The sequence below is a fragment of the Neisseria sp. HMSC065C04 genome (genome assembly GCF_001815375.1).
In the GTDB taxonomy this organism is placed as follows: domain Bacteria; phylum Pseudomonadota; class Gammaproteobacteria; order Burkholderiales; family Neisseriaceae; genus Neisseria; species Neisseria flavescens_D.
Window position 1 is genome coordinate 118272 of record NZ_KV820422.1, and the last position, 23176, is coordinate 141447.

The following is a 23176-nucleotide window of genomic DNA, read 5'->3' on the forward strand; positions in this document are numbered from 1 at the left end:
AAGGCCGTCTGAAAGATTTTCAGACGGCCTTTTTATATCAAGTAAGGATTGTTTTAGGGATGAGCTTTGGAACATTGACCTGAAGTTGCCATATTCAGTTTCATAATGGCAGCTTTGGCAATATCTTCAGAAATTTCAGTTGCTGCCGGCATTGGTATTGGCCGCTTCAGGTAACAAGAAACCTTTGTTTTGCAAGTCGCCTAAGCAATTAACAACAATATCTTTAGTTACAGAGATAAATGCCTGATCCAGATTGCTATGGGGAGTCAGCTCTTTTGGTGTGGAGGTTAAACCAATAGTAGTCACAATAGCGTGATTAAATTCGGAACGGTTTAATTCTTTTTTGCCATCTGAGTAGCTACAGTAGAATTGATAGTAATCCTGAACTGTACTGCCTGCTAATCCGAAAGTCAGACCTGTTTTTATACCGTTACCTACTGCACCACCAATATCGGCGATATTGTTGGCATGGATTTTCAGGCTGTTTTGGGCTTGCGGGTCTACTGTTACAATCTTTGTTCCGTTTAGTGCAATTTTGGCAGCTTTTGTTAGAGCCGGATTTACTTTAGGGAAAGGCTTACCATTACGCTCGAACTCTCCCTCTAAACGTATAGGATAAGGTTGGTTTGGTACTTTCAAATCACTTTGTTTATATTTTTGATATTCGGTTGAAGTATAAGGATGTGGTACAACACAGGCAGAAAGCGCTAATGTTGAGCATAGAATGAGTAGTTTGTTCATAGATATTCTCCAGTTAATTTGCATTTATCTGTTCGTTTTCAGGTGAATTAAATAACGGATTCGAATAAAACCAATTATAACGTAATACAGTTTTTATACAAATTTTGCAAACTAATGTGAGAATTTGCATAGGAAGACAGGTTATTATATTGGACCGACCTTGCGAACTTCATTACTTTAGAGAGAAGGTTTCCGATAGTGATGGTAGATAGATATTGAGGGAGAGTTAACTTTAATTACCAAGAGTACAATCTGTTAGCTTTTGAGTTATTAAGATTAGATGCCGATTGAAAATGATAGGGAGATTTCTGCTTGGGTCAGTCGGCAAATAAATCAAGCCAAAAGGCTGAGTTGATGTAGTTGCTTGAAACAATAAAGGCCGTCTGAAAGATTTTCAGACGGCCTTTATTTTGTTTGATGTTAAATATCGGTTAGAAAACAAGGCTGTTGGGGCGTAAAGCCTTGTCGTGAGGGCGGTTTAACGGTACTATTCTCGGTTAATCCTGTTTTATTCCTATGAAATTGAAAGTATAAGATGATTAATGATATTCAAAAGACAGCTGAAGGCAAAATGCAGCGTTCTCTGGAAGTATTGAAAGAAAACTTGGCTAAGGTGCGTACCGGCCGTGCGCATACCGGCCTGCTCGACCAAGTGGAAGTGGAATACTGGGGCAGCATGGTGCCTGTGAGCCAAGTGGCAAACGTAACGCTTTTGGATGCGCGTACGATTGGTGTGAAACCTTTCGAGAGCAATATGGCTTCAAAAGTCGAGAAAGCGATCCGTGATTCCAACTTGGGCCTGAACCCTGCTTCTGTCGGCGATTTGATCCGTGTCCCTATGCCTATGCTGACTGAGGAACGCCGTAAAGATTTGATCAAAGTGGTACGCGGCGAGGCGGAAGAGGGTCGTGTGTCTATCCGCAATGTGCGCCGTGATGCAAACGACCACATCAAAAAATTGTTGAAAGACAAAGAGATTTCTGAAGATGAAGCCCGCCGCGGCGAGGAAGCGGTTCAGAAGTTGACCGACAAATACATTGCTGAGGCAGACAAGCTCTTGGCGGCCAAAGAAGAAGATTTGATGGCGATTTAATCCTGTGTGCAAACCGTTCAGACGGCCTTTGGACGGTTTGCTCCCTGAAAGGCAGACATGAAAAGCAGTACGCAGACGATTTTGGAACACTCTGCCATCCCCCGACATATTGCCGTGATTATGGACGGCAACGGACGTTGGGCAAAGAAGCGTTTTTTTCCCCGTGTGATGGGGCATAAGCGCGGCTTGGATGCGTTGGAGAACATGGTGAAGCATTGTGCTGAGCTGGGTGTGCGGTATTTGACCGTGTTTGCTTTTTCGACTGAAAACTGGCGACGCCCCGAGGAAGAGGTTTCTTTTCTGATGGGGCTGTTTTTGCAGGCTTTGCAAAAGCAGGTGCGCCGTTTGCACGATAACAATATGCGCTTGAAAGTCATCGGCAGCCGCGAGCGGTTTAACGCTGAAATCCTGAAGGGGATTGAGGCGGCAGAGGCGTTGACGGCAAACAATACCGGTTTGACTTTGAGCATTGCCGCCGATTATGGCGGCCGCTGGGATATTTTGCAGGCGGCAAATCAGTTGATTGCCGAGGGTGTAACTGAGATTACGGAAGAGGCGTTGTCGCGCTATTTGATGTTGGGCGATGCACCCGAGCCGGATTTGTTTATCCGCACCGGCGGCGAGACGCGCATCAGTAATTTCCTGCTGTGGCAGATGGCGTATGCGGAATTGTATTTTACGGATACGCTGTGGCCTGATTTTAATGAGAAATCGTTGAACGAGGCGATTGCTTCGTTCCAAAAACGGGAACGCCGCTTCGGGCGGACTTCCGAACAGCTGCCGCTTGAGCAGCAACGGGGTTGAGAATTATGTTGAGACAACGGATTTTAACGGCGCTGTGGCTCTTGCCGCTGATGCTGGTCATGCTGTTTTATGCACCTATGTGGCTGTGGGCGGCGTTTTGCGGCCTGATTGCCATGTTGGTTTTGTGGGAATATGCCCGCATGAGCGGCTTGGACAAGCTGAAAATCAATCATTATTTGGCGTCAACGCTGGTGTTCGGCGTGATTGCCTATGCCGGCGGTTGGCAGTTGCCCAATTTGGTTTGGTGTGTCGTATTGGCGTTTTGGCTGATTGTCATGCCTTGGTGGCTGAAAGCGAAATGGAAACTAAACGGCGGCTGGCAGGCTTACACGGTCGGTTGGTTGTTGGTGATGCCGTTTTGGTTCGCATTGGTTTACCTGCGTCCTCAGCCTGAAGACGCACTGTCTTTATTGGCGATTATGGGCTTGGTATGGGTGGCCGATATTGGCGCGTATTTCTGCGGCAAATCGTTTGGCAAGCGCAAAATTGCGCCGACCATCAGCCCGGGTAAAAGCTGGGAAGGTGCGATCGGCGGCGCATTGTGCGTTGCCGTGTACATGACCATCGTATGGAAAGCCGGTTGGCTGGCTTTTGAAGCCGGTTGGTTAAAAACTATTTTGATCGGCTTGATTCTGACCGTTGTCAGCGTGTGCGGCGATTTGCTGGAAAGCTGGCTCAAACGTGCGGCCGGTATCAAAGACAGCAGCAATCTGTTGCCGGGACACGGCGGCGTGTTCGACCGTGTGGACAGCCTGATTGCCGTTATCAGCATTTATGCCGCCTTTGTATATTTGTTTTAAACCGCCTGTCTCACATGGTTGGGGGAGCTGATTATGTCCGAACAAAAACAGATTTCATCTTTATCGATCTTGGGCGTATTGTTGGCACTGGGATTGATGGCTGCAGCGTTTATTTTGGGCGTGCAGTTTAAGAATCTGCGCCAACCGGGGACAATCACCGTAAAAGGTTTGGCGGAGAAAAACTTCCAATCCGACAGCGCGACGTGGAATACGGGCGTGAACGCGCACGGCGAGAGCTATCAGGAAGTTTTGGATTTGCTGACGGCAAGACGCAAGAAGCTGTCTAAATTTTTGGGCGAGCAAGGCTTTACGGCGGCTGAAATGAAAGTGGGCCTGCCCGAAGTGTCGCGCGTTTTCAATGAAACCCGTGACGAACTGGGCAACGTAACCCGCACGCCCAACGGCTACGACGGCGATCTCAATATTGTGGTCAACACCAAAAAACTGGACAAAATCCAAGCCGCCCAGCGCGCCATTTTGAATTTCCGTGCGCAAAACGAATTCATCCGTTTCGACAATCCGCAATATTTGCTGGGCAATTTGGAAACCATCAAACGCGATTTGATTACGCAGGCGACTGAGGATGCGCAGAAACGCGCGGCCGAATTTGCCAAAACCGGCGGCGGCAAAGTGGGCGCCATGCGTTCTGCTTCGCAAGGTTCGTTCAACATCTATGCCGACACCGGCAGCAGCGAGGACGACGAGTACGGCGGTTCTTACGATAAAAGCACCGTCGGCAAACAAGTCCGACTGGTTGTTACCATCGAATACGGCATTGAGTAATTCTTTCAGACGGCCTGTTTAGCCGGGAGGTAAAAGGCCGTCTGAAAATTGGAAACGGCAAAGAAATCTATTTCAAACACAATGAATACCGTTTGCACAGCACACAAAGAACACACCATGACACAACAAGTTCTGACCATATTAGGCAGTACCGGCAGCATAGGCGAAAGCACTTTGGACGTTGTTTCCCGCCATCCCGAAAAATTCCGCGTGTTCGCGCTGGCAGGGCATAGGCAGGTGGACAAGCTGGCGGCGCAATGCAAACAGTTCCGCCCGGAATATGCCGTTGTCGGCGATGCCGGCCATGCCGCCGAGCTGGAAAAGAAACTCAAACAAGAAGGCATCAGTACGCAGGTTTTATATGGTGCTCAAGCCCTGATTGATGTGGCTTCGGCCGATGAAGTCAGCGGCGTGATGTGTGCCATTGTCGGCGCGACCGGTTTGCCCTCGGCTTTGGCTGCCGCTCACAAGGGCAAAACCATTTATCTGGCCAACAAAGAAACGCTGGTGGTTTCCGGCGCATTGTTCATGGAAACTGCCCGTCAAAACGGCGCCGCCGTCTTGCCGATTGACAGCGAACACAACGCCATCTTCCAAGTATTGCCAAGGGATTACACAGGCCGTCTGAATGAGCACGGCATCAATTCGATTATCCTGACTGCATCGGGCGGGCCCTTCCTTAACACCGATTTAAGTACATTTGACAGCATTACGCCCGAGCAGGCGGTCAAGCATCCGAATTGGAGCATGGGGCGAAAAATTTCCGTCGATTCCGCGTCAATGATGAATAAGGGCTTGGAATTGATTGAAGCGCATTGGCTGTTTAACTGTCCGCCGGAAAAACTGGAAGTCGTCATCCATCCGCAATCCGTGATACACAGCATGGTGCGTTATCGCGATGGTTCGGTATTGGCGCAGTTGGGCAATCCCGATATGCGTACGCCGATTGCTTATTGCTTGGGCTTGCCCGAACGCATCGATTCCGGCGTGGGCGAGTTGGATTTTAGCGCATTGTCCGCGTTGACCTTTCAAAAGCCTGACTTTGATCGTTTCCCATGTTTGAAACTTGCCTATCAGGCCATGAATGCAGGCGGCGCCGCACCTTGCGTGTTGAACGCCGCAAACGAAGTGGCCGTGGCCGCTTTTTTAGATAAACGCATCAAGTTTACCGATATTGCCAAAGTCGTTGCCCACTGCCTTGCCCAAGATTTTTCAGACGGCCGTCACGATATCGAAGGCCTGCTGGCGCAAGACGCGCAAACACGCAGGCAGGCAGAAGCCTTTATCGGCAAACAATAAGGCTTCAATGACAGGCCGTCTGAAACGTCAACCGCTTGGCATTTAGGCAGACAAAATGGAACAACTGCCTTTATAATCGGTTTTCAGACGGTCTTATCCGTTGATTATCACATTTCATACAGGGGATTTTTTTGCAAACCTTTTTAGCCTTTATCGTCGCCATTCTGATTTTGGTCAGCCTGCATGAGTTCGGACACTATATTGTTGCCCGCTGGTGCGGCGTTAAAGTCGTGCGCTTTTCCGTTGGCTTCGGTAAGCCCTTTTTTACCCGAAAACGCGGCGATACCGAGTGGTGTCTTGCCCCGATTCCGCTGGGTGGTTACGTTAAAATGGTCGATACGCGCGAAGGAGAGGTGGCGGAAGCAGATTTGCCCTACGCTTTTGACAAGCAGCATCCGGCCAAGCGCATCGCCATTGTCGCCGCCGGCCCTTTGACCAATTTGATTTTGGCCGTTTTGCTTTATGGTTTGAGCTTTTCCTTCGGCGTAACCGAGTTGCGCCCTTATGTCGGCATGGTCGAGCCTGCCAGTATTGCCGCCAAAGCAGGTTTTCAGGCAGGCGATAAGATTGTATCGGTCAACGGAATCGCCGTAAAAGACTGGAGCGATGCGCAAACCGAGATGGTATTGAACCTTGAAGCCGGCCCTGTAAAAGTTGCTGTTCAGACGGCCTCAAATACCCAAGCCGTCCGCATAATTGATGCTGCCGGCACGCCTGAAGCAGGTAAAGTTGCGAAAAACCAAGGCAACATCGGCCTTTTGCCTTTTAGAATTACTAACCGCATCGGCAAAGTCTTGGCCAAAAGTCCGGCCGAAAAAGCAGGTTTGAAGGAAAACGACAAACTGCTGACCGCCGATGGGAAGCCCATCGAAAGCTGGCAGGCATGGACGGAACTCTTCCGCGCCAGCCCCGGTAAACGAATCGAGCTGACTTACGAGCGCGACGGCAAAGTGCTGGCAACCGCTATCCGGCCGGACAGCGTCGAGCAGTCGGCAGGAGTGTTGGTGGGTAGAGCAGGGCTTGCTGCCCAAGCGGATAAAGAGTGGGATAAAACCATCCGCTACCGTTATACGCCTTCCGTTGCCCAAGCCTTTGAATTGGGTTGGAACAAAACCGTCAACTATTCGTGGACGACCCTCAAATTTTTCGGAAAACTGGTTACAGGCAATGCCTCTTTGAACCATATTTCCGGCCCCCTGACCATTGCCGATGTCGCCGGACAATCCGCCAAACTCGGATTGCAGAGCTACCTCGAATTTTTGGCCTTGGTCAGCATCAGCTTAGGCGTGTTGAACCTTTTGCCCGTACCCGTTTTAGACGGCGGACATCTGGTTTTCTATACCGCCGAATGGATACGCGGAAAGCCTTTGAGCGAGCGCATACAGGCAGTTGGCCTGCGCTTCGGACTGGCAGCCATGCTTTTGATGATGGCTGTGGCTTTCTTTAATGACATCAACCGTTTGTTTGGATAATTTATGAAACTGAACCAGATTGCTTCCGCTTTAATGGTATTGAGCCTGTCGCCAATGGCATTGGCTGACTTTACCATTCAGGACATCCGCGTCGAAGGCCTGCAACGCACCGAGCCGAGTACCGTCTTCAACTACCTGCCCGTTAAAGTCGGTGATAATTTCAATGATGCGCGCAGTGAAGAAATCATCAAAAAACTCTACGCAACCGGTTTCTTTGACGATGTACGCGTCGAAACCATGGACAATCAAGTCCTGCTGACCGTGATTGAGCGGCCGACCATCAGCTCGCTCAATATTACCGGCGCGAAAATGCTGCAAAACGATGCCATCAAGAAAAACCTTGAAGCATTTGGTTTGGCGCAATCCCAATACTTCAACCAAGCAACGCTGAACCAAGCCGTTGCCGGTTTGAAAGAAGAGTATTTGAGCCGTGGCAAACAGTCTGTCCAAATCACTCCGACCGTAACCAAACTCGCCCGCAACCGCGTGTCTATTGATATTGCCATCGAAGAGGGCAAATCTACCAAGATTACCGATATTTCATTTGAGGGCAACGAAGTTTATTCCGACCGCCGTCTGATGAAACAAATGTCCCTGAGCGAAGGCGGCATGTGGACTTGGATCACCAAGAGCAACCAGTTCAATGAGCAAAAATTTGCTCAGGACATGGAAAAAATCACCAATTACTACCAAAACAACGGCTACTTCAACTTCCGTATTTTGGATACCGACATCCAAACCAACGAAGACAAAACCAAGCAGACCATTAAAGTAACCGTCAGCGAAGGCGACCGCTTCCGCTGGGGCAATGTACGCATCGAAGGCGATACGCTGGAAGTGCCGAAAGAAGATTTGGAAAAACTGCTGACCATGAAGCCGGGCAAATGGTACGAGCGCGCGCAAATGTCCAATTCGCTCGAAGCCATTCAAAACCGCATGGGTCAGGCAGGTTACGCATTCAGCGAAATCAATGTCCAACCGATTCCAAATGCAGAAACGCATACCGTTGATTTTGTGTTGACCGTTCAACCGGGTCGCAAAATCTATGTGAACGAAATCAACATTACCGGCAACAACAAAACCCGTGATGAAGTCATCCGCCGCGAGTTGCGCCAAATGGAATCAGCGCCTTACGATTCTGCCAAACTGCAACGTTCTAAAGAGCGCGTTGAGTTGTTGGGCTACTTCGACAACGTTCAATTTGATGCGGTTCCTGTGGCCAATACGCCCGACCAAGTTGACCTGAACATGAGCCTGACCGAACGTTCTACCGGCTCGCTCGACTTGAGCGCAGGTTGGGTTCAGGATACCGGTTTGGTAATGTCTGCCGGTGTGGCTCAAGACAACCTGTTCGGTACGGGTAAATCCGTTGCCCTGCGCGCTTCCCGCAGTAAAACCACAGTAAACGGCTCATTGTCGTTTACCGACCCATACTTCACACCTGACGGCGTAAGCTTGGGCTACGACCTTTATGGTAAGACTTACGACCCGCGTAAAGCTTCTTCCAGCGCGAAACAATATAAAACCACAACTTTCGGCGGCGGTTTGCGTATCGGTATTCCAGTTACCGAATATGACCGTGTGAACTTCGGTTTGGCCGCAGAGCGTCTGACCGTGAACACCTACAAAGGCGCGCCTAAACGCTATGCCGACTTTATCAACCAATACGGTAAAGGCAACGGCAACGGCGTGGGTAACTTCAAAGGCTGGTTGTACAAAGGTACCATCGGCTGGGGCCGCAACAAAACCGACAATGCCTTGTGGCCGACCCGCGGTTACCTGACCGGCGTAAACGGCGAAATCGCTTTGCCGGGCAGCGACCTGCAATACTACACCCTGACCCACAACCAAACTTGGTTCTTCCCGTTGAGCAAAGATTTCACGTTGATGCTGGGTGGCGAAGTCGGTTATGGCAACGGCTACGGCAAAACCAAAACCATGCCGTTCTTTGAGAACTTCTACGGCGGCGGTTTAGGTTCTGTCCGCGGCTTTGAAAGCGGTACGCTGGGCCCGAAAGTCTATGACGAATACGGCGAGAAAATCAGCTACGGCGGTAACAAAAAAGCCAACGTTTCCGCAGAGTTGCTCTTCCCGATGCCAGGCATTAAAGACTCTCGTACCGTCCGTCTGAGCCTGTTTGCCGATGCGGGCAGCGTGTGGGATGACAAAACCTACAACGACAGCAGCAGCAATTCTTATTACACCAATGGCGCGCTCCAAAACGTGTATGGCGTAGGTACAACGCACAAATCGACATTCAAAAACGAATTGCGTTACTCTGCCGGTGCTGCCGTGACCTGGCTCTCTCCGCTGGGTCCGATGAAGTTCAGTTATGCTTATCCGATTAAGAAAAAAGAAGGCGACGAAATCCAACGCTTCCAATTCCAACTCGGTACGACATTCTGATGATGTTTAGGCCGTCTGAAACCGGGTTTGTCCGTTTCAGACGGCCTCATGGCAGATTGGCGGCAAGCTTATTGCAAACCGCCCGTTTGTTTTCAAGCAAGGATTTTTATCATGAGTAAAATAGCCGACACCCTCCGTGTCCTCGCCGTAGCCCTGCCGGGTTTCGCGCTGTTGCCGCAAGCGGCGGCGGATGGCGTGCAGAAAATCGGTTTTATCAATACCGAGCGCGTTTATCAGGAATCCAAGCAGGCGCAAAGCATTCAGATGACTTTGGAAAAAGAGTTCAAAAGCCGTCAAACCGCCTTGCAAAAGTTGCAACAGGAAGGCGAGGCTTTGGAGCGAAAACTGAGCGGCGACAAGCTCAGCGACAGCCAAAGGGAAGCGGAAACCCAAAAGTGGCGCAATCTGGTACAGAAATTCCGCAAGGAGCAGGCCGAGTTGGCAGAAGACTACAATCTGCGCCGCAATGAAGAATTCGCCGCGCTCCAGCAAAATGCCAACCGCGTCATCGTCGATTTAGCCAAGCGCGAAGGTTACGACTTCATCTTGCAGGACGTGATTTACGTCAACGGCCGTTACGACATTACCGACAGCGTTATCAAAGCCCTAAATGCTCACTGACTCTGCTCGGCAGCGAATGTGATATATAGACAAACCTAAGGCCGTCTGAAACCCAAACCGGCATCTTTCAGACGGCCTGACATCTTGACGGCAGATTATCATGACTTCACAAGCATACACCCTGTCCCAAATCGTTTCCCAACTCGGCGGCGAATGGAAAGGCGAAGACATCGCCATTACCGCCGTCCGTCCGTTGGATCAGGCGCAGGCGGAACACATCAGCTTTTTGGCCAATCCGAAATACAAAGCCGAAGTACACGACAGCCAGGCAGGCGCAGTGATTGTGTCGCCGAAAGCCGCAGACGAATTTGCAGGCCGCAACCTGATTGTGGCTGCCGACCCTTATCTTTATTTTGCCAAAGTGGCACGATTGTTCTCGCCGATTGTCAAAGCACAGGGCGGCGTACATCCGACTGCCGTTGTCGAGGCCAGCGCCAAAGTGCCGGCAAGCTGCGAAATCGGCGCGAATGCCTATATCGGCGCGAATGCCGTATTGGGCGAAGGCTGCCGTATTTTGGCCAATGCCGTTGTCCAACACGATTGCACGTTGGGCGATGAAGTCGTGTTGCATCCCAACTCCGTCATCTATTACGGCTGCACTTTGGGCAACCGTGTCGAAATCCACAGCGGCGCCGTCATCGGCGCGGACGGTTTCGGCTTGGCCTTTGCCGGCGATTCATGGTTTAAAATTCCGCAAACCGGCGCAGTCACGCTGGGCGATGATGTGGAAATCGGTTCGAACACCAATATCGACCGCGGCGCAATGAGCGATACGACCGTCGGCAACGGCACCAAAATCGACAACCAAGTCCAAATCGGCCACAACTGCAAAATCGGTTCGCACACCGTTATCGCCGCCAAGACCGGTATTTCCGGCAGCGTCACCATCGGCAATTATTGTATTATCGGCGGCGGCGTCGGCACGGTCGGACACATCGAAATCGCCGATAAAACCACCATCGGCGGCGGTACATCCGTTACCCACAGCATTACCGAAAGCGGCCAGCATCTGGCCGGTATTTTCCCGATGTCGGGCTACAAAGACTGGGCGCGCAATGCCGTTTATATCCACCGTTTGAGCGAAATGAACAAACGCCTCAAAACGCTGGAGAAACAGCTTGCCGACAGCGACGAAGCCTAAAGGCGGCGCAAACAGTCCGCGCCCCCGCATCCGAATACGTTTAAACCCAATACAAACAAGGAAAGACGAACATCATGGACGTACAACTCCCGATTGAAGCCAAAGACATTCAAAAACTTATCCCACACCGTTATCCGTTTTTGCAACTCGACCGCATTACTGCGTTCGAACCGATGAAAACCCTGACTGCGATTAAAAACGTCACCATGAACGAGCCGCAGTTCCAAGGCCACTTTCCCGACCTGCCCGTGATGCCCGGCGTGCTGATTATCGAAGCCATGGCGCAAGCGTGCGGCACACTCGCCATCCTCAGCGAAGGCGGCCGCAAAGAAAACGAATTCTTCTTCTTCGCCGGTATTGACGACGCCCGTTTCAAACGCCAAGTCATCCCCGGCGACCAACTGGTTTTTGAAGTCGAGCTGCTGACCAACAAACGCGGTATCGGCAAATTTAACGCCGTTGCCAAAGTCGACGGCCAAGTTGCCGTTGAAGCCGTGATTATGTGCGCCAAACGCGTGGTGTAAGAATGGGACAGGCCGTCTGAAAGTTCAGACGGCATCTTGCAGGCAATACCTGTATCAGACAGCAAGGAGACAGCATGACCCTTATCCATCCGACCGCCGTCATCGACCCTAAAGCCGAACTTGACTCCAGCGTCAAAGTCGGCCCATACAGCATCATCGGCCCCAATGTGCAAATCGGCGCGAATACCGAAATCGGCCCGCACGTCGTTATCAACGGCCATACGACCATTGGTGAAAACAACCGCATTTTCCAATTTGCCAGCCTCGGCGAAATTCCGCAGGACAAAAAATACCGCGACGAGCCGACCAAGCTGATTATCGGCAACGGCAACACCATTCGCGAATTTACGACGTTCAACCTTGGTACGGTCACAGGCATCGGCGAAACCCGTATCGGCGACGACAACTGGATTATGGCCTACTGCCACCTCGCCCATGACTGCGTGGTCGGCAACCATACCATCTTCGCCAACAATGCCTCACTCGCAGGCCACGTTACCATCGGTGACTACGTCGTCTTGGGCGGCTACACGCTGGTGTTCCAATTTTGCCAAATCGGTGACTACGCCATGACCGCGTTTGCCGCCGGCGTACACAAAGACGTACCACCGTACTTCATGGCTGCAGGCTACCGTGCCGAACCGGCCGGCCTCAACAGTGAAGGTATGCGCCGCAATGGTTTTACCGCCGAACAGATTGCCTCCGTCAAAGATGTGTATAAAACCATTTACCATCGCGGTATTCCGTTTGAAGAGGCCAAGGCAGAGATTCTGAAACGCGCCGAAACCCAAAGCGAATTGGCGGTATTTAAAGACTTTTTTGCACAATCCACACGCGGCATTATCCGTTGATTGATGGATTGAAGGCCGTCTGAAACTTTTTCAGACGGCCTTTGGATTGCAAAAATCCGCGCAGTAGGGCAGTTTCCTGTCTGTTTGCCGCTGATGCCGTCTGAAAACGGGTGGGCAAATGACCGCCCCAAAATCTTTTAGCTTCCGAACCTCAACAGTATGAATTCCAATTCTTCCCCCCTTATCGCCATCAGCGTCGGCGAAGCTTCCGGCGACTTGCTCGGCGCACACTTAATCCGTGCCATTAAGGCGCGTTGCCCGAACGTGCGGTTTACCGGCATCGGCGGCGAGCGCATGAAGGCGGAGGGTTTCGAGAGTTTGTACGATCAGGAAAAGCTGGCGGTGCGCGGTTTTGTTGAGGTCATCAAACGCCTGCCGCAGATTTTGAAAATCCGCAAAGGGCTGGTGAGCGATTTAATCCGCCTCAAGCCGGATGTGTTTATCGGCATCGATGCGCCGGACTTTAATCTCGGCGTGGCGGAAAAACTCAAGCAGGCAGGCATTCATACCATTCATTACGTCAGCCCGTCGGTTTGGGCGTGGCGGCGCGAACGGGTCAATAAAATCGTGCATCAGGTCAACCGCGTGTTGTGCCTGTTTCCGATGGAGCCGCAGCTTTATATCGATGCCGGAGGCAGAGCTGAGTTTGTCGGCCATCCGATGGCGCAAACCATGCCGGTGGAAGCGGATAGGGCGGCGGCGCGGCAGAAACTGGGCGTGCCTGCGGACGTGCCCGTGTTTGCCATCTTGCCCGGCAGCCGTGTGAGCGAAATTGATTACATGGCGGCGGTGTTTTTTCAGACGGCCTTATTGCTGCTGAAACGTTATCCGCAGGCACAGTTTTTACTGCCTGTAGCGACGGTCGCAACGCGCAAACGCATTAGCGAAATTTTGGCGCAGCCTGAATTTGCTGCCCTTCCCATCACGCTGACCGACAAGCAGTCGGATACGGTTTGCACTGCTGCCGACGTGGTATTGGTCACCAGCGGTACAGCGACTTTGGAAGTGGCCTTGTGCAAGCGGCCTATGGTCATCAGCTACAAAATTTCGCCGCTGACTTATGCGTATGTGAAAAACAAAATCAAAGTGCCGCATGTCGGTTTGCCCAATATTCTGTTGGGTAAAGCCGCCGTTCCCGAGCTGCTGCAACATGATGCCGTCCCTGAAAAACTGGCGCAGGCCGTGGCAGACTGGTATGACTGCCCTGAAGCCGTAGCCGCGTTGGAACAGGATTTCCACGCCTTGCATCTGCTGTTGAAAAAAGATACGGCGGCATTGGCGGCGGCGGCAGTATTGGAAGAAGCCGGATTTTCAGACGGCCTGAAAGACAAGTAAGGAAAATACATGAATTTATTGGGAGCATTGGCCAAGGTTGGCAGCCTAACGATGGTGTCGCGCATTTTGGGTTTTGTACGCGATACGATTATTGCCCGTACGTTTGGAGCAGGTACGGCGACGGATGCGTTTTTTGTTGCGTTTAAACTGCCCAATCTTTTGCGGCGTATTTTTGCAGAAGGCGCATTTGCCCAAGCCTTCGTACCGATTTTGGCGGAATACAAAGAAACCCGCTCGCCCGAAGCCACGCAGGCGTTTGTGCGTCATGTGGCCGGTATGTTGTCGTTTGTGTTGGTCATCGTTACCGCGCTGGGCATACTAGCCGCGCCGTGGGTGATTGTTGCTAACGCCCCTGGTTTTATCAATGAACCTGATAAGGTTCAGCTTTCCATTGATCTGCTACGGGTTGTATTTCCTTATATTTTTTTGATTTCACTATCCTCTTTTGTCGGCTCGATCCTTAATTCCTATCATAAATTCGGTATCCCCGCTTTTACGCCGACATTTTTGAATATTTCCTTTATCGTTTTTTCCCTGTTTTTCGTGCCGTATTTCAATCCGCCCATAATGGCTTTGGCATGGGCGGTATTTGTCGGCGGTGTGTTGCAGCTGGTGTTCCAACTGCCTTGGTTGGCGAAACTGGGCTTCTTGAAAATGCCCAAACTCAGCTTTAAAGATGCGGCGGTCAACCGCGTGCTGAAACAGATGGCACCGGCAATTTTGAGCGTGAGCGTGGCGCAGATTTCCTTATTCATCAATACCATCTTCGCCTCGTTTTTGCAGTCCGGCAGTGTGTCGTGGATATATTTTGCCGACCGACTGATGGAATTGCCGACCGGCGTTTTGGGTGTGGCACTCGGCACGATCTTGCTGCCTACCTTGTCCAAACACGCTACCAGTCAGGATACCGAACAGTTTTCTGACCTGCTCGACTGGGGTTTGCGCCTGTGTATGTTGCTGGCGCTGCCTGCCGCAGTCGGTCTTGCCGTGCTGGCTTTCCCTCTGGTTGCAACTTTGTTCATGTATCGTGAGTTTACGCTGTACTCCGCACAAATGACTGAACAGGCGCTCGTTGCCTACTCCCTCGGCTTGATCGGGATGATTATGATTAAAGTGTTGGCACCCGGTTTTTACGCGCGCCAAAACATCAAAACTCCCGTTAAGATCGCCATTTTCACACTGATTTGTACGCAGTTGATGAACCTTGCCTTCATTTCGCCGCTCAAACACGTCGGCCTGTCTCTCTCCATCGGTTTGGGTTCGTGTTTAAACGCAGGTTTGCTGTTTTACCTCTTGCGCAAACATGGTATCTATCAGCCCCGCAAAGGTTGGCCGGTGTTCTTGGTTAAAATAACCATCTCTTTGGCCGTCATGGGCGGCGGTTTGTGGGCGGCGCAATATTATCTGCCGTTTGAATGGGTACACGTCGGTGGTTTTAAAAGGGCAGGACAACTTTGCGTCCTGATTGCCTTGGGTGGCGGTCTCTACTTCGTTTCCCTCGCCGCGCTCGGCTTCCGTCCGCACCATTTCCGCAGGGTGGAAAAATAAGCAGCAGGGCGTATGTTGCTTGGTTTAAAGACTAATCACTAAAAAGGCCGTCTGAAACATTTTCAGACGGCCTTTTCTTGCTTTACGTTTTAACTGTAAAGCTTCGCCCCTTTTTTGACGAACTCAATCGCTTTTTCTTCCATGCCCTGCCGTTGGGCTTTTTGCTTGTCGGCGTAGTCGCGTACTTCCTGCGTGATTTTCATCGAGCAGAATTTGGGGCCGCACATTGAGCAGAAGTGGGCGATTTTCGCGCCCTCGGCTGGCAGGGTTTCGTCGTGGAAGCTTTCGGCGCGTTCGGGGTCGAGGCTTAAGCGGAATTGGTCGCGCCAGCGGAATTCGAAACGCGCTTTGCTCAGGGCGTTGTCGCGCAACTGTGCGCCCGGCCAGCCTTTGGCGAGGTCGGCGGCGTGGGCGGCGAGTTTGTAGGTGATGATGCCGGTGCGCACGTCTTCTTTGTCGGGCAGGCCGAGATGCTCTTTCGGGGTAACGTAGCAGAGCATGGCTGTGCCGTACCAGCCGATGTTGGTCGCGCCTATGCCCGAAGTGATGTGGTCGTAGCCGGGGGCGATGTCGGTAACGAGCGGACCAAGGGTGTAGAAAGGCGCCTCAAAGCAGTGTTGCAGCTCTTCGGTCATGTTTTCTTTCACGCGTTGCAACGGTACATGGCCCGGGCCTTCGATCATGACTTGGACGTCGTGTTTCCACGCGTTGGCGGTCAATTCGCCCAAGGTGTGCAGCTCGGCAAATTGGGATTCGTCGTTGGCATCGGCAATGCAGCCGGGGCGCAGGCCGTCGCCGAGGCTGAACGATACGTCGTAGGCTTTCATGATTTCGCAGATTTCGTCGAAATGCGTGTAGAGGAAGTTTTCCTGATGATGGGCGAGGCACCATTTCGCCATGATGGAGCCGCCGCGCGATACGATGCCGGTGAGGCGGTCGGCCGTCATCGGCACATAACGCAGCAATACGCCTGCGTGCAGGGTGAAATAGTCCACGCCTTGTTCTGCCTGCTCGATTAAGGTGTCGCGCACCAAATCCCAAGTCAGGTCTTCGGCGATGCCGCCGGTTTTTTCCAAAGCTTGGTAAATCGGCACGGTGCCGATGGGGACGGGCGCGTTGCGGATAATCCATTCGCGCGTTTCGTGGATGTGTGCGCCTGTGGATAAGTCCATAATCGTGTCTGCGCCCCAACGCAGCGACCACACCATTTTTTCGACTTCTTCGGTCAGGCTGGAAGTGACGGCGGAGTTGCCCAAGTTGCCGTTGATTTTGACGCGGAAGTTGCGGCCGATAATCATCGGTTCGAGTTCCGGATGGTTGATGTTGGCAGGGATAATTGCGCGTCCGGCGGCGATTTCTTGACGCACGAATTCGGGCGTGATTTGGTCGGGATGGGTCGGGATATTCGCACCGAAACTTTGCCCTGCGTGTTGTTTCAAGAGTTTGGCGTATTCAGGCCGTCTGAAAAGCTCGTCCAGTTTCATGCGTTCGCGTATGGCGACAAACTCCATTTCGGGCGTAATGATGCCTTGGCGAGCGTAGTGAAGCTGGGTTACGTTACGTCCTGCTTTGGCGCGGCGCGGGCGGGTGATTTGGTTGAAACGCAGATGGGCGGTTTTCGGATCGTGTGCGCGCTCGGTGCCGTATTCGCTGGAAAGCTTGGGCAGGATTTCGGTGTCGCCGCGTTCGTCCAGCCATGCGGTGCGGACGTGCGGCAGCCCTTGTTTTAGGTCGATGTGCGCCGCCGGATCGCCGTATGCGCCGCTGGTGTCGTACACCGGAATAGGCGGATTGGCTTCCGTACCTTGCGCCGAGTAGGTGTCGTCCTGACGGATTTCGCGCAAAGGCACGCGGATGTCGGCGCGGCTGCCCGGGATATAGACGCGGTCGGAATTGGGATATTGGAAGCGGATGCCGATGTCTTCGCTCAAGTCGGAAAAACGGCGCGCCTCATCGCCGGTTTTTTTAGCGGTAGTCATAAAAAATTGCTCCTGTTTCTCGGTTATGAAATGGAAACAGGGGCATTGCTTTTTTTCAGACGGCCTTTGGATATCTTCAATCAATCGTCTAAAATCACATTTGCCGAAACTCCCCACGCAGGTATTATCCTGTTCGGGTGTAAAGGGTATTTCTCAGCCGCTCGGTTTGAAAGCAGCACCCCTGTTTCTTTATTAACGAAAAATTAAACCATGCGGACGGTTTTTTGTAAAGCGGCGTTTTTCGCATTTTCTGTCAAAAACGCTTGACAGCGATTCCGTCTTTCCGTATAGTTACAACTTCTGACGCGGGATGGAGCAGCATGGTAGCTCGTCGGGCTCATAACCCGAAGGTCGTAGGTTCGAATCCTGCTCCCGCAACCAAATATAAAAATCCCCTGCAATCGCAGGGGATTTTGCTTTATGCGGCATTTATTGCGAATTGCGGATGAATTGATGGAAAGGCCGTCTGAACCATTGGGTTTCAGACGGCCTTTTGCTGTCTTGCGGTGGGGTTTGGGTAAAAATACGACAGGCCTTTTTTCAGACGGCCTCTTTCTATTTGGGCTTGTTGTCGTTGCGCAGGTGTTCTTTGAGGCGTTGCAACTCTTTTTTGTCCAACCATTTATTGCGCGAACGTTGCAACAGAATCACCAATGCGGCGATTTCGTTACGCATATTGGTGCTGAGCCAGAGGAAGCCTTGCCAGTCGTAATGCAGGCGGGCGGCCGGTTTGCTTAGTTCAGTATTGAGCGAAGTATCGATGCGGATACGGCGGGCGTAGTGGCCTTTGATGAGGCGGACGGTCAGGCGAAGCTCGCGTTGGAGTTGGTTGAAATGGCGGTCGAGCAGGCGGATTTCGCTTTCGTTGAGCGTGGGCGCGCGCAGTTTGGCGGCGGTGGTCAGGAGCAGCTCGGTGGTGTTGACGATTTTGCGGTGGGCATGCTGCATGGCTTCCATCATATTGTTGCTGATGTGGCTTTCGCCGGATGTGGCGGCCAGATGGCTGCGGCTTTTGACCATACGGGCGTTGATTTGGCGCATTTTAATCATGTTTTGCTCCAAACGCTCGCGCGTCATGCGCTTGCCGTTGCTGATTTCGGCAATCATTTTGGCGCAGTCGGTGAGGTTGTCGGCAAGCATGAAGCGCCACATGAGTGTGGAGCGCAGGGGCAGGAGTTTGGCGGCGGCAATGGCTATGGTGGCACCAATCAAAACGTTCATGGCGCGCATCAGGCCGCTGTCAAGCCAATGGTGGCTGCTGTCGCCGATGAGCATGCACATGGTCAAACCGGCAAGCATGGCGACATAACCGTTTTTGCCGACCGCAGACCAACCGGCCACTGCGCTGGCGGCACCGATAATCAGATAGAAGAAAACGCCGTCTTGCAAATAATGCTGGTTCAACCATAAAACGGCCAAACCGACGCCCAAACCGATGGCTGTGCCGAGCATGCGTTCGACTGCTTTGGAGTAAATCGCGCCTTGGAATTGCAGCATGCCGAGGACGACAAAGACGGTCATGCCGATCCACTCGCCGTGTTGCAGATGGAAGACTTTGGCCAACAGAGTGGAGAACACGATCGCCAAGCCGAGGCGGAAGGCGTGGATATGGCGGCGATAGCGGTAGCGTTCGTAGGCGTTGAGCCAGCGTTCGGAAAAATGGAGGCGTTCGGATTGGGCAGGCATGTTGTAAGACGTATGGGTATGTGGGGATGTAAATTATAACTGATTGGTAAAGCAGATGAAATTTGAACTGCTTCCCAACGGTTTGAACTATTGCAGATTTTATCTGCCGCAAGCGGATATAATGGCGGATTTGAATCAGACAGGCGGTGAAGAAATGGCGACGGTTTTAAGTGCAGGCGTGGACGAAGCGGGGCGCGGCCCTTTGGTCGGCAGCGTATTTGCGGCGGCAGTGATTTTGCCGGAACATTTTGACCTGCCGGGTTTGACCGACTCAAAAAAACTGAGCGAAAAAAAGCGCGATATGTTGGCGCAGATGATTAAGGAACAGGCTATTGCGTGGAGCATTGCCTTTGCCGACCCCGACGAAATCCTGCAACTGAACATCCTGCACGCAACCATGGCCGCGATGAAGCGCGCAGTCGAGGGGCTGTCGGTCGCTCCCGACAAAGTGTGGATAGACGGCAACCGCGTGCCGAAAGATTTGAATGTCCCTGCCGAAGCCGTGGTCAAAGGCGACAGCAAAATCATCGAAATTTCCGCCGCTTCGGTTTTAGCCAAAACCGCGCGCGATGCGGAAATGTATGAATTGGCGAAACGCTATCCGCAATACGGGTTTGACCGCCACAAAGGCTACGGCACGGCGCAACATTTGGCCGCCTTGAAACAATACGGCGTCTTGCCGGAACACCGCCGCGATTTTGCACCGGTCAAAACCTTATTGGCACAAGGCAATCTGTTTGAAGAATGAAAGCACATTAAAAGGCCGTCTGAAAGATTTCAGACGGCCTTGTTTTTGGAAAAGTATTATTTCAACGCAGCCAAACACTCTTTAATCAACTCAGGGCCGCGATAAATCAAACCGCTGTACACCTGAACCGCACTGGCGCCCAAGCGGATTTTTTCTGCCGCGTCCGCGCCGTTCATAATGCCGCCGACGCCGATAATCGGCAGTTTGCCGTCAATGCGTTCTGCCAAAAGTTTCAACACCTGATTGCTTTTCTCGCGCACGGGCAAACCGCTCAAGCCGCCTTGTTCGCCTGCGAGCGGATGGCTGCCCAAGCTGGATTTGTCGATGGTCGTGTTGGTGGCGATGATGCCGTCCATCTCTACGGATTTGACTACATGGGCGATGTCGTCGATTTGCGCCTCGTCCAAATCCGGCGCGATTTTAACCGCCAGCGGCACATATTTGCCATGCGCGGCCGCCAGTTGCGCCTGTTTGTTTTTCAAGGCTTCCAGCAATGCGCTCAACTCGTCGCCGCCTTGCAAGGCGCGCAGGTTTTTCGTATTGGGGGAGGAAATATTGACCGTGATGTAGCTCGCGTGGGCGTAGGCTTTTTCCAGGCAAATCAGATAATCATCGGCCGCGTTTTCAATCGGCGTAACGGCATTTTTACCGATGTTGATGCCCAAAATGCCTTTAAAGCGGCTGTTTTCAATGTTGCGGATCATCGCGTCGATGCCGTGGTTGTTGAAACCCATGCGGTTGATGATGCCTTGGTGTTCGGGAACGCGGAAAAGGCGCGGCTGCGGATTGCCCGGCTGCGGCTTGGGCGTTACCGTGCCGATTTCGACAAAGCCGAAACCTAAAGCGGCAAACGCATCGATACACTCGCCGTTTTTGTCCAAACCTGCCGCCAAGCCGACCGGATTGGGTAGCTGCAAACCCATCAGCTCGGTTGGTCGGGTGTGGCTGTCCACCTTGGGCAGCAGGCCGAGTTTTTCGATAGAACGCAAACTGTTGAGCGTGAAATGATGGGCCTTTTCTGCATCGAAACGGAACAGGATAGGGCGGACGAGTGAATACATGGCGGCGGCTTTCTGAACGGTTGATGAATTTGGCGTTATTCTACCTGAAACCGACAAACTGCCCCAAACGTCTGTATCGATATGATTTGACGTCAAATGAAAATAAATAGGGTTTTTGCGTGTAGTCGGATAGTTCATTAAAATGGTAAGAGAGAGGCTTTTCAGACGGCCTGATGGATGTATCAAAAGGCCGTCTGAAAAGTTTTGATTTGATTGTTTACCTGATACAGGAATATTTTTATGAAACAGGCGGTTGATCCTTATGCGAGTTTCCGTGAACTGACGCTGCGGGGAATGATACTCGGCGCGTTGATTACGGTGATTTTTACGGCATCCAATGTGTATTTGGGCTTGAAGGTGGGCTTGACTTTTGCGTCTTCGATTCCGGCTGCGGTAATTTCGATGGCGGTTTTGAAGTTTTTTAAAGGCAGTAATATTCTGGAAAATAATATGGTGCAGACTCAGGCTTCGGCCGCGGGGACGCTTTCCAGTATTATTTTTATCTTGCCGGGTTTGCTGATGGCCGGTTATTGGGCGGGCTTTCCGTTTTGGCAGACTACGCTGCTGTGTATGTCCGGCGGTATTTTGGGCGTGATTTTCACTGTGCCTTTGCGTTATGCGATGGTGGTGAAGAGCGATTTGCCTTATCCGGAAGGCGTGGCAGCGGCTGAGATTTTGAAGGTCGGCGACCATGATGCGGACCAGCAGGAAGGCGGCAGCGGTATCAAGGAATTGGTGTCGGGCGGCGCTCTGGCCGGTTTGATGAGCTTCTGCGCAAGCGGTTTGCGCGTGGTGGCGGACAGCGCGAGCTTTTGGTTTAAAGGTGGCGCGTCGGTGTTTCAAGTGCCGATGGGCTTTTCTTTGGCCTTGCTGGGCGCGGGCTATTTGGTCGGACTGACTGGCGGTATCGCGATTTTGCTGGGTATCTCGATTGCCTGGGGCGTGGCCGTGCCTTATCTGTCGGCGCATATTCCGCAACCTGCCGATATGGAGATGATTCCTTTTGCGATGTCTTTGTGGAAGGAAAAAGTCCGTTTTATCGGCGCGGGTACAATCGGTATTGCGGCTATTTGGACGCTGTTGACTTTGATGAAACCAATGGTCGAGGGTATGCGCCTGTCTTTCCGCAATTTCGGCGGTGCGCAGATGACCGAACGCACGGAACAGGATTTGTCGCCTAAGGCGATGATTGCCTGGGTGTTGGCGATGATGCTGGTGTTGGGCGTGTCTTTCTTCCACTTTATCGGCGACTCGCATATTTCCGGCGGTTTGGCTTGGCTGTTGGTGGTTGTATGTACGCTGCTGGCTTCGATTATCGGCTTTTTGGTGGCCGCGGCTTGTGGTTATATGGCCGGTTTGGTCGGTTCGTCCTCCAGCCCGATTTCGGGTGTGGGCATCGTCTCTATCGTCATTATTTCGTTGGTGTTGTTGCTGGTCGGCGAATCCGGCGGCTTGATGGCTGATGAGGCAAACCGCAAATTTCTGCTGGCGTTGACGCTGTTTTGCGGTGCGTCTGTGATTTGTGTGGCTTCGATTTCTAATGACAACCTGCAGGATTTGAAAACGGGTTATCTGGTAAAAGCGACGCCTTGGAAGCAGCAGGTTGCGCTGATTGTCGGCTGCGTTGTCGGTGCATTGGTGATTTCGCCTGTGTTGGAGCTTTTGTATGAAGCCTACGGCTTTACCGGCGCGATGCCGCGTGAAGGCATGGATGCGGCCCAAGCCCTTGCCGCGCCTCAGGCAACTTTGATGACCACCATCGCCCAAGGTATTTTCTCGCACAATCTGCAATGGGATTATATTTTCACCGGCGTGGGCATTGGCGTGGCGTTGATTGCGGTCGATTTCACATTGCGCAAATCTTCCGGCGGCAAGCGCGCTTTGCCGGTATTGGCCGTGGGCATGGGCATTTACCTGCCGCCGTCTGTGAATATGCCGATTGTAATCGGCGCGGTATTGGCGGCTGTGTTGAAATCCGTCATTGCCCGCCGTCAGGAAAACCGTGAAGGCCGTCTGAAAAATGCGGAACGTATCGGTACGCTGTTCTCTGCCGGTTTGATTGTCGGCGAGAGCCTGATTGGTGTGATTATGGCGTTTATCATCGCCTTCTCGGTAACCAACGGCGGTTCGGATGCGCCTTTGGCCCTGAACCTGGAAAACTGGGATACGGCCGCCAAATGGCTGGGCTTGGCGTTTTTTGTTTTCGGTATGTTCGTGTTTGCACGCCGCGTGTTGAAAGCAGGACGTTAAGTTTGTAGGTTGAGAAAAGGCCGTCTGAAACCCA

At 52.1% G+C, this 23176-nt stretch carries 19 protein-coding genes, 1 tRNA gene and 1 riboswitch; of the genes, 16 read left to right on the top strand and 4 right to left on the bottom strand.

Annotated features, from left to right (window positions below):
- Window positions 1-135: 135 nt before the first annotated feature.
- Window positions 136-741 carry a hypothetical protein gene (locus HMPREF3022_RS09505; RefSeq protein ID WP_234398657.1) on the bottom strand — a complete coding sequence of 202 codons (606 nt, stop codon included), beginning with the start codon at window positions 739-741 and terminating at the stop codon, window positions 136-138.
- Window positions 742-1276: 535 nt separating this feature from the next.
- Between HMPREF3022_RS09505 and frr the strand changes: the two genes are divergently transcribed.
- From frr to murJ, 13 genes are all read left to right on the top strand, one after another.
- The gene (gene frr, locus HMPREF3022_RS09510; protein ID WP_003747893.1) at window positions 1277-1834 is read left to right on the top strand and encodes a ribosome recycling factor; all 558 of its coding nucleotides are present in this window, start codon (window positions 1277-1279) and stop codon (window positions 1832-1834) included.
- 57 nt (window positions 1835-1891) lie between these two features.
- Window positions 1892-2638 (top strand): isoprenyl transferase, encoded by a 747-nt coding sequence (locus HMPREF3022_RS09515; protein WP_070765540.1) that lies wholly within the window; start codon window positions 1892-1894, stop codon window positions 2636-2638.
- Window positions 2639-2643: 5 nt separating this feature from the next.
- Window positions 2644-3438 carry a phosphatidate cytidylyltransferase gene (locus HMPREF3022_RS09520; protein ID WP_070765541.1) on the top strand — a complete coding sequence of 265 codons (795 nt, stop codon included), beginning with the start codon at window positions 2644-2646 and terminating at the stop codon, window positions 3436-3438.
- 33 nt (window positions 3439-3471) lie between these two features.
- Window positions 3472-4221 (top strand): SIMPL domain-containing protein, encoded by a 750-nt coding sequence (locus HMPREF3022_RS09525; protein ID WP_003747899.1) that lies wholly within the window; start codon window positions 3472-3474, stop codon window positions 4219-4221.
- A gap of 117 nt (window positions 4222-4338) precedes the next feature.
- Window positions 4339-5520 (top strand): 1-deoxy-D-xylulose-5-phosphate reductoisomerase, encoded by a 1182-nt coding sequence (gene ispC, locus HMPREF3022_RS09530; RefSeq protein ID WP_049333171.1) that lies wholly within the window; start codon window positions 4339-4341, stop codon window positions 5518-5520.
- A 131-nt stretch (window positions 5521-5651) separates the two neighbouring features.
- The gene (gene rseP, locus HMPREF3022_RS09535; RefSeq protein WP_049332972.1) at window positions 5652-6992 is read left to right on the top strand and encodes an RIP metalloprotease RseP; all 1341 of its coding nucleotides are present in this window, start codon (window positions 5652-5654) and stop codon (window positions 6990-6992) included.
- A 3-nt stretch (window positions 6993-6995) separates the two neighbouring features.
- Window positions 6996-9398: an outer membrane protein assembly factor BamA gene (bamA, locus tag HMPREF3022_RS09540; RefSeq protein ID WP_049332970.1), complete on the top strand. Its 2403-nt coding sequence runs from the start codon at window positions 6996-6998 to the stop codon at window positions 9396-9398.
- A gap of 111 nt (window positions 9399-9509) precedes the next feature.
- Complete coding sequence (locus HMPREF3022_RS09545) at window positions 9510-10019, top strand: OmpH/Skp family outer membrane protein (RefSeq protein ID WP_049332968.1); 510 nt, start codon at window positions 9510-9512, stop codon at window positions 10017-10019.
- Window positions 10020-10119: 100 nt separating this feature from the next.
- Entirely contained in the window at window positions 10120-11160 is a 1041-nt protein-coding gene (gene lpxD / locus HMPREF3022_RS09550; protein WP_049328731.1) for a UDP-3-O-(3-hydroxymyristoyl)glucosamine N-acyltransferase, read from the top strand.
- A gap of 74 nt (window positions 11161-11234) precedes the next feature.
- Window positions 11235-11684 carry a 3-hydroxyacyl-ACP dehydratase FabZ gene (gene fabZ, locus HMPREF3022_RS09555; protein WP_003681704.1) on the top strand — a complete coding sequence of 150 codons (450 nt, stop codon included), beginning with the start codon at window positions 11235-11237 and terminating at the stop codon, window positions 11682-11684.
- Between the two features lie 74 nt (window positions 11685-11758).
- The gene (lpxA, locus tag HMPREF3022_RS09560) at window positions 11759-12535 is read left to right on the top strand and encodes an acyl-ACP--UDP-N-acetylglucosamine O-acyltransferase (protein ID WP_070765542.1); all 777 of its coding nucleotides are present in this window, start codon (window positions 11759-11761) and stop codon (window positions 12533-12535) included.
- A 159-nt stretch (window positions 12536-12694) separates the two neighbouring features.
- Window positions 12695-13870, top strand: a complete 1176-nt coding sequence (lpxB, locus tag HMPREF3022_RS09565; RefSeq protein WP_070765543.1) for a lipid-A-disaccharide synthase — start codon at window positions 12695-12697, stop codon at window positions 13868-13870.
- A 9-nt stretch (window positions 13871-13879) separates the two neighbouring features.
- On the top strand, window positions 13880-15418 hold the full coding sequence (gene murJ, locus HMPREF3022_RS09570) for a murein biosynthesis integral membrane protein MurJ (protein WP_070765544.1): 1539 nt from the start codon (window positions 13880-13882) through the stop codon (window positions 15416-15418).
- 89 nt (window positions 15419-15507) lie between these two features.
- Here murJ and thiC read toward each other — a convergent pair whose 3' ends face one another.
- Window positions 15508-17397 (bottom strand): phosphomethylpyrimidine synthase ThiC, encoded by a 1890-nt coding sequence (gene thiC / locus HMPREF3022_RS09575; protein ID WP_070765545.1) that lies wholly within the window; start codon window positions 17395-17397, stop codon window positions 15508-15510.
- A gap of 93 nt (window positions 17398-17490) precedes the next feature.
- A riboswitch (TPP riboswitch) is annotated at window positions 17491-17590 on the bottom strand.
- 111 nt (window positions 17591-17701) lie between these two features.
- Here thiC and HMPREF3022_RS09580 point away from each other — a divergent pair.
- Window positions 17702-17778, top strand: a tRNA-Met gene (locus tag HMPREF3022_RS09580).
- Window positions 17779-17952: 174 nt separating this feature from the next.
- On the opposite strand, the gene HMPREF3022_RS09585 is transcribed toward HMPREF3022_RS09580, so the two are convergent.
- The gene (locus HMPREF3022_RS09585; RefSeq protein ID WP_070765546.1) at window positions 17953-19083 is read right to left on the bottom strand and encodes an FUSC family protein; all 1131 of its coding nucleotides are present in this window, start codon (window positions 19081-19083) and stop codon (window positions 17953-17955) included.
- A gap of 154 nt (window positions 19084-19237) precedes the next feature.
- On the opposite strand from HMPREF3022_RS09585, the gene rnhB reads away from it, so the two are divergent.
- On the top strand, window positions 19238-19831 hold the full coding sequence (gene rnhB / locus HMPREF3022_RS09590) for a ribonuclease HII (RefSeq protein ID WP_036492535.1): 594 nt from the start codon (window positions 19238-19240) through the stop codon (window positions 19829-19831).
- 56 nt (window positions 19832-19887) lie between these two features.
- On the opposite strand, the gene HMPREF3022_RS09595 is transcribed toward rnhB, so the two are convergent.
- Entirely contained in the window at window positions 19888-20892 is a 1005-nt protein-coding gene (locus HMPREF3022_RS09595; protein WP_049332957.1) for a quinone-dependent dihydroorotate dehydrogenase, read from the bottom strand.
- A 240-nt stretch (window positions 20893-21132) separates the two neighbouring features.
- Between HMPREF3022_RS09595 and HMPREF3022_RS09600 the strand changes: the two genes are divergently transcribed.
- Entirely contained in the window at window positions 21133-23142 is a 2010-nt protein-coding gene (locus HMPREF3022_RS09600) for an OPT family oligopeptide transporter (protein WP_049332955.1), read from the top strand.
- The last annotated feature ends 34 nt before the right edge of the window (window positions 23143-23176 follow it).

Excerpts from the sequence above, each read along its gene's own strand:
- HMPREF3022_RS09505 (WP_234398657.1), bottom strand. The coding sequence starts at position 741 with ATGAACAAACTACTCATTCTATGCTCAACATTAGCGCTTTCTGCCTGT.
- frr (WP_003747893.1), top strand. The coding sequence starts at position 1,277 with ATGATTAATGATATTCAAAAGACAGCTGAAGGCAAAATGCAGCGTTCT.
- HMPREF3022_RS09515 (WP_070765540.1), top strand. The coding sequence starts at position 1,892 with ATGAAAAGCAGTACGCAGACGATTTTGGAACACTCTGCCATCCCCCGA.
- HMPREF3022_RS09520 (WP_070765541.1), top strand. The coding sequence starts at position 2,644 with ATGTTGAGACAACGGATTTTAACGGCGCTGTGGCTCTTGCCGCTGATG.
- HMPREF3022_RS09525 (WP_003747899.1), top strand. The coding sequence starts at position 3,472 with ATGTCCGAACAAAAACAGATTTCATCTTTATCGATCTTGGGCGTATTG.
- ispC (WP_049333171.1), top strand. The coding sequence starts at position 4,339 with ATGACACAACAAGTTCTGACCATATTAGGCAGTACCGGCAGCATAGGC.
- bamA (WP_049332970.1), top strand. The coding sequence starts at position 6,996 with ATGAAACTGAACCAGATTGCTTCCGCTTTAATGGTATTGAGCCTGTCG.
- HMPREF3022_RS09545 (WP_049332968.1), top strand. The coding sequence starts at position 9,510 with ATGAGTAAAATAGCCGACACCCTCCGTGTCCTCGCCGTAGCCCTGCCG.
- lpxD (WP_049328731.1), top strand. The coding sequence starts at position 10,120 with ATGACTTCACAAGCATACACCCTGTCCCAAATCGTTTCCCAACTCGGC.
- fabZ (WP_003681704.1), top strand. The coding sequence starts at position 11,235 with ATGGACGTACAACTCCCGATTGAAGCCAAAGACATTCAAAAACTTATC.
- lpxA (WP_070765542.1), top strand. The coding sequence starts at position 11,759 with ATGACCCTTATCCATCCGACCGCCGTCATCGACCCTAAAGCCGAACTT.
- lpxB (WP_070765543.1), top strand. The coding sequence starts at position 12,695 with ATGAATTCCAATTCTTCCCCCCTTATCGCCATCAGCGTCGGCGAAGCT.
- murJ (WP_070765544.1), top strand. The coding sequence starts at position 13,880 with ATGAATTTATTGGGAGCATTGGCCAAGGTTGGCAGCCTAACGATGGTG.
- thiC (WP_070765545.1), bottom strand. The coding sequence starts at position 17,397 with ATGACTACCGCTAAAAAAACCGGCGATGAGGCGCGCCGTTTTTCCGAC.
- HMPREF3022_RS09585 (WP_070765546.1), bottom strand. The coding sequence starts at position 19,083 with ATGCCTGCCCAATCCGAACGCCTCCATTTTTCCGAACGCTGGCTCAAC.
- rnhB (WP_036492535.1), top strand. The coding sequence starts at position 19,238 with ATGGCGACGGTTTTAAGTGCAGGCGTGGACGAAGCGGGGCGCGGCCCT.
- HMPREF3022_RS09595 (WP_049332957.1), bottom strand. The coding sequence starts at position 20,892 with ATGTATTCACTCGTCCGCCCTATCCTGTTCCGTTTCGATGCAGAAAAG.
- HMPREF3022_RS09600 (WP_049332955.1), top strand. The coding sequence starts at position 21,133 with ATGAAACAGGCGGTTGATCCTTATGCGAGTTTCCGTGAACTGACGCTG.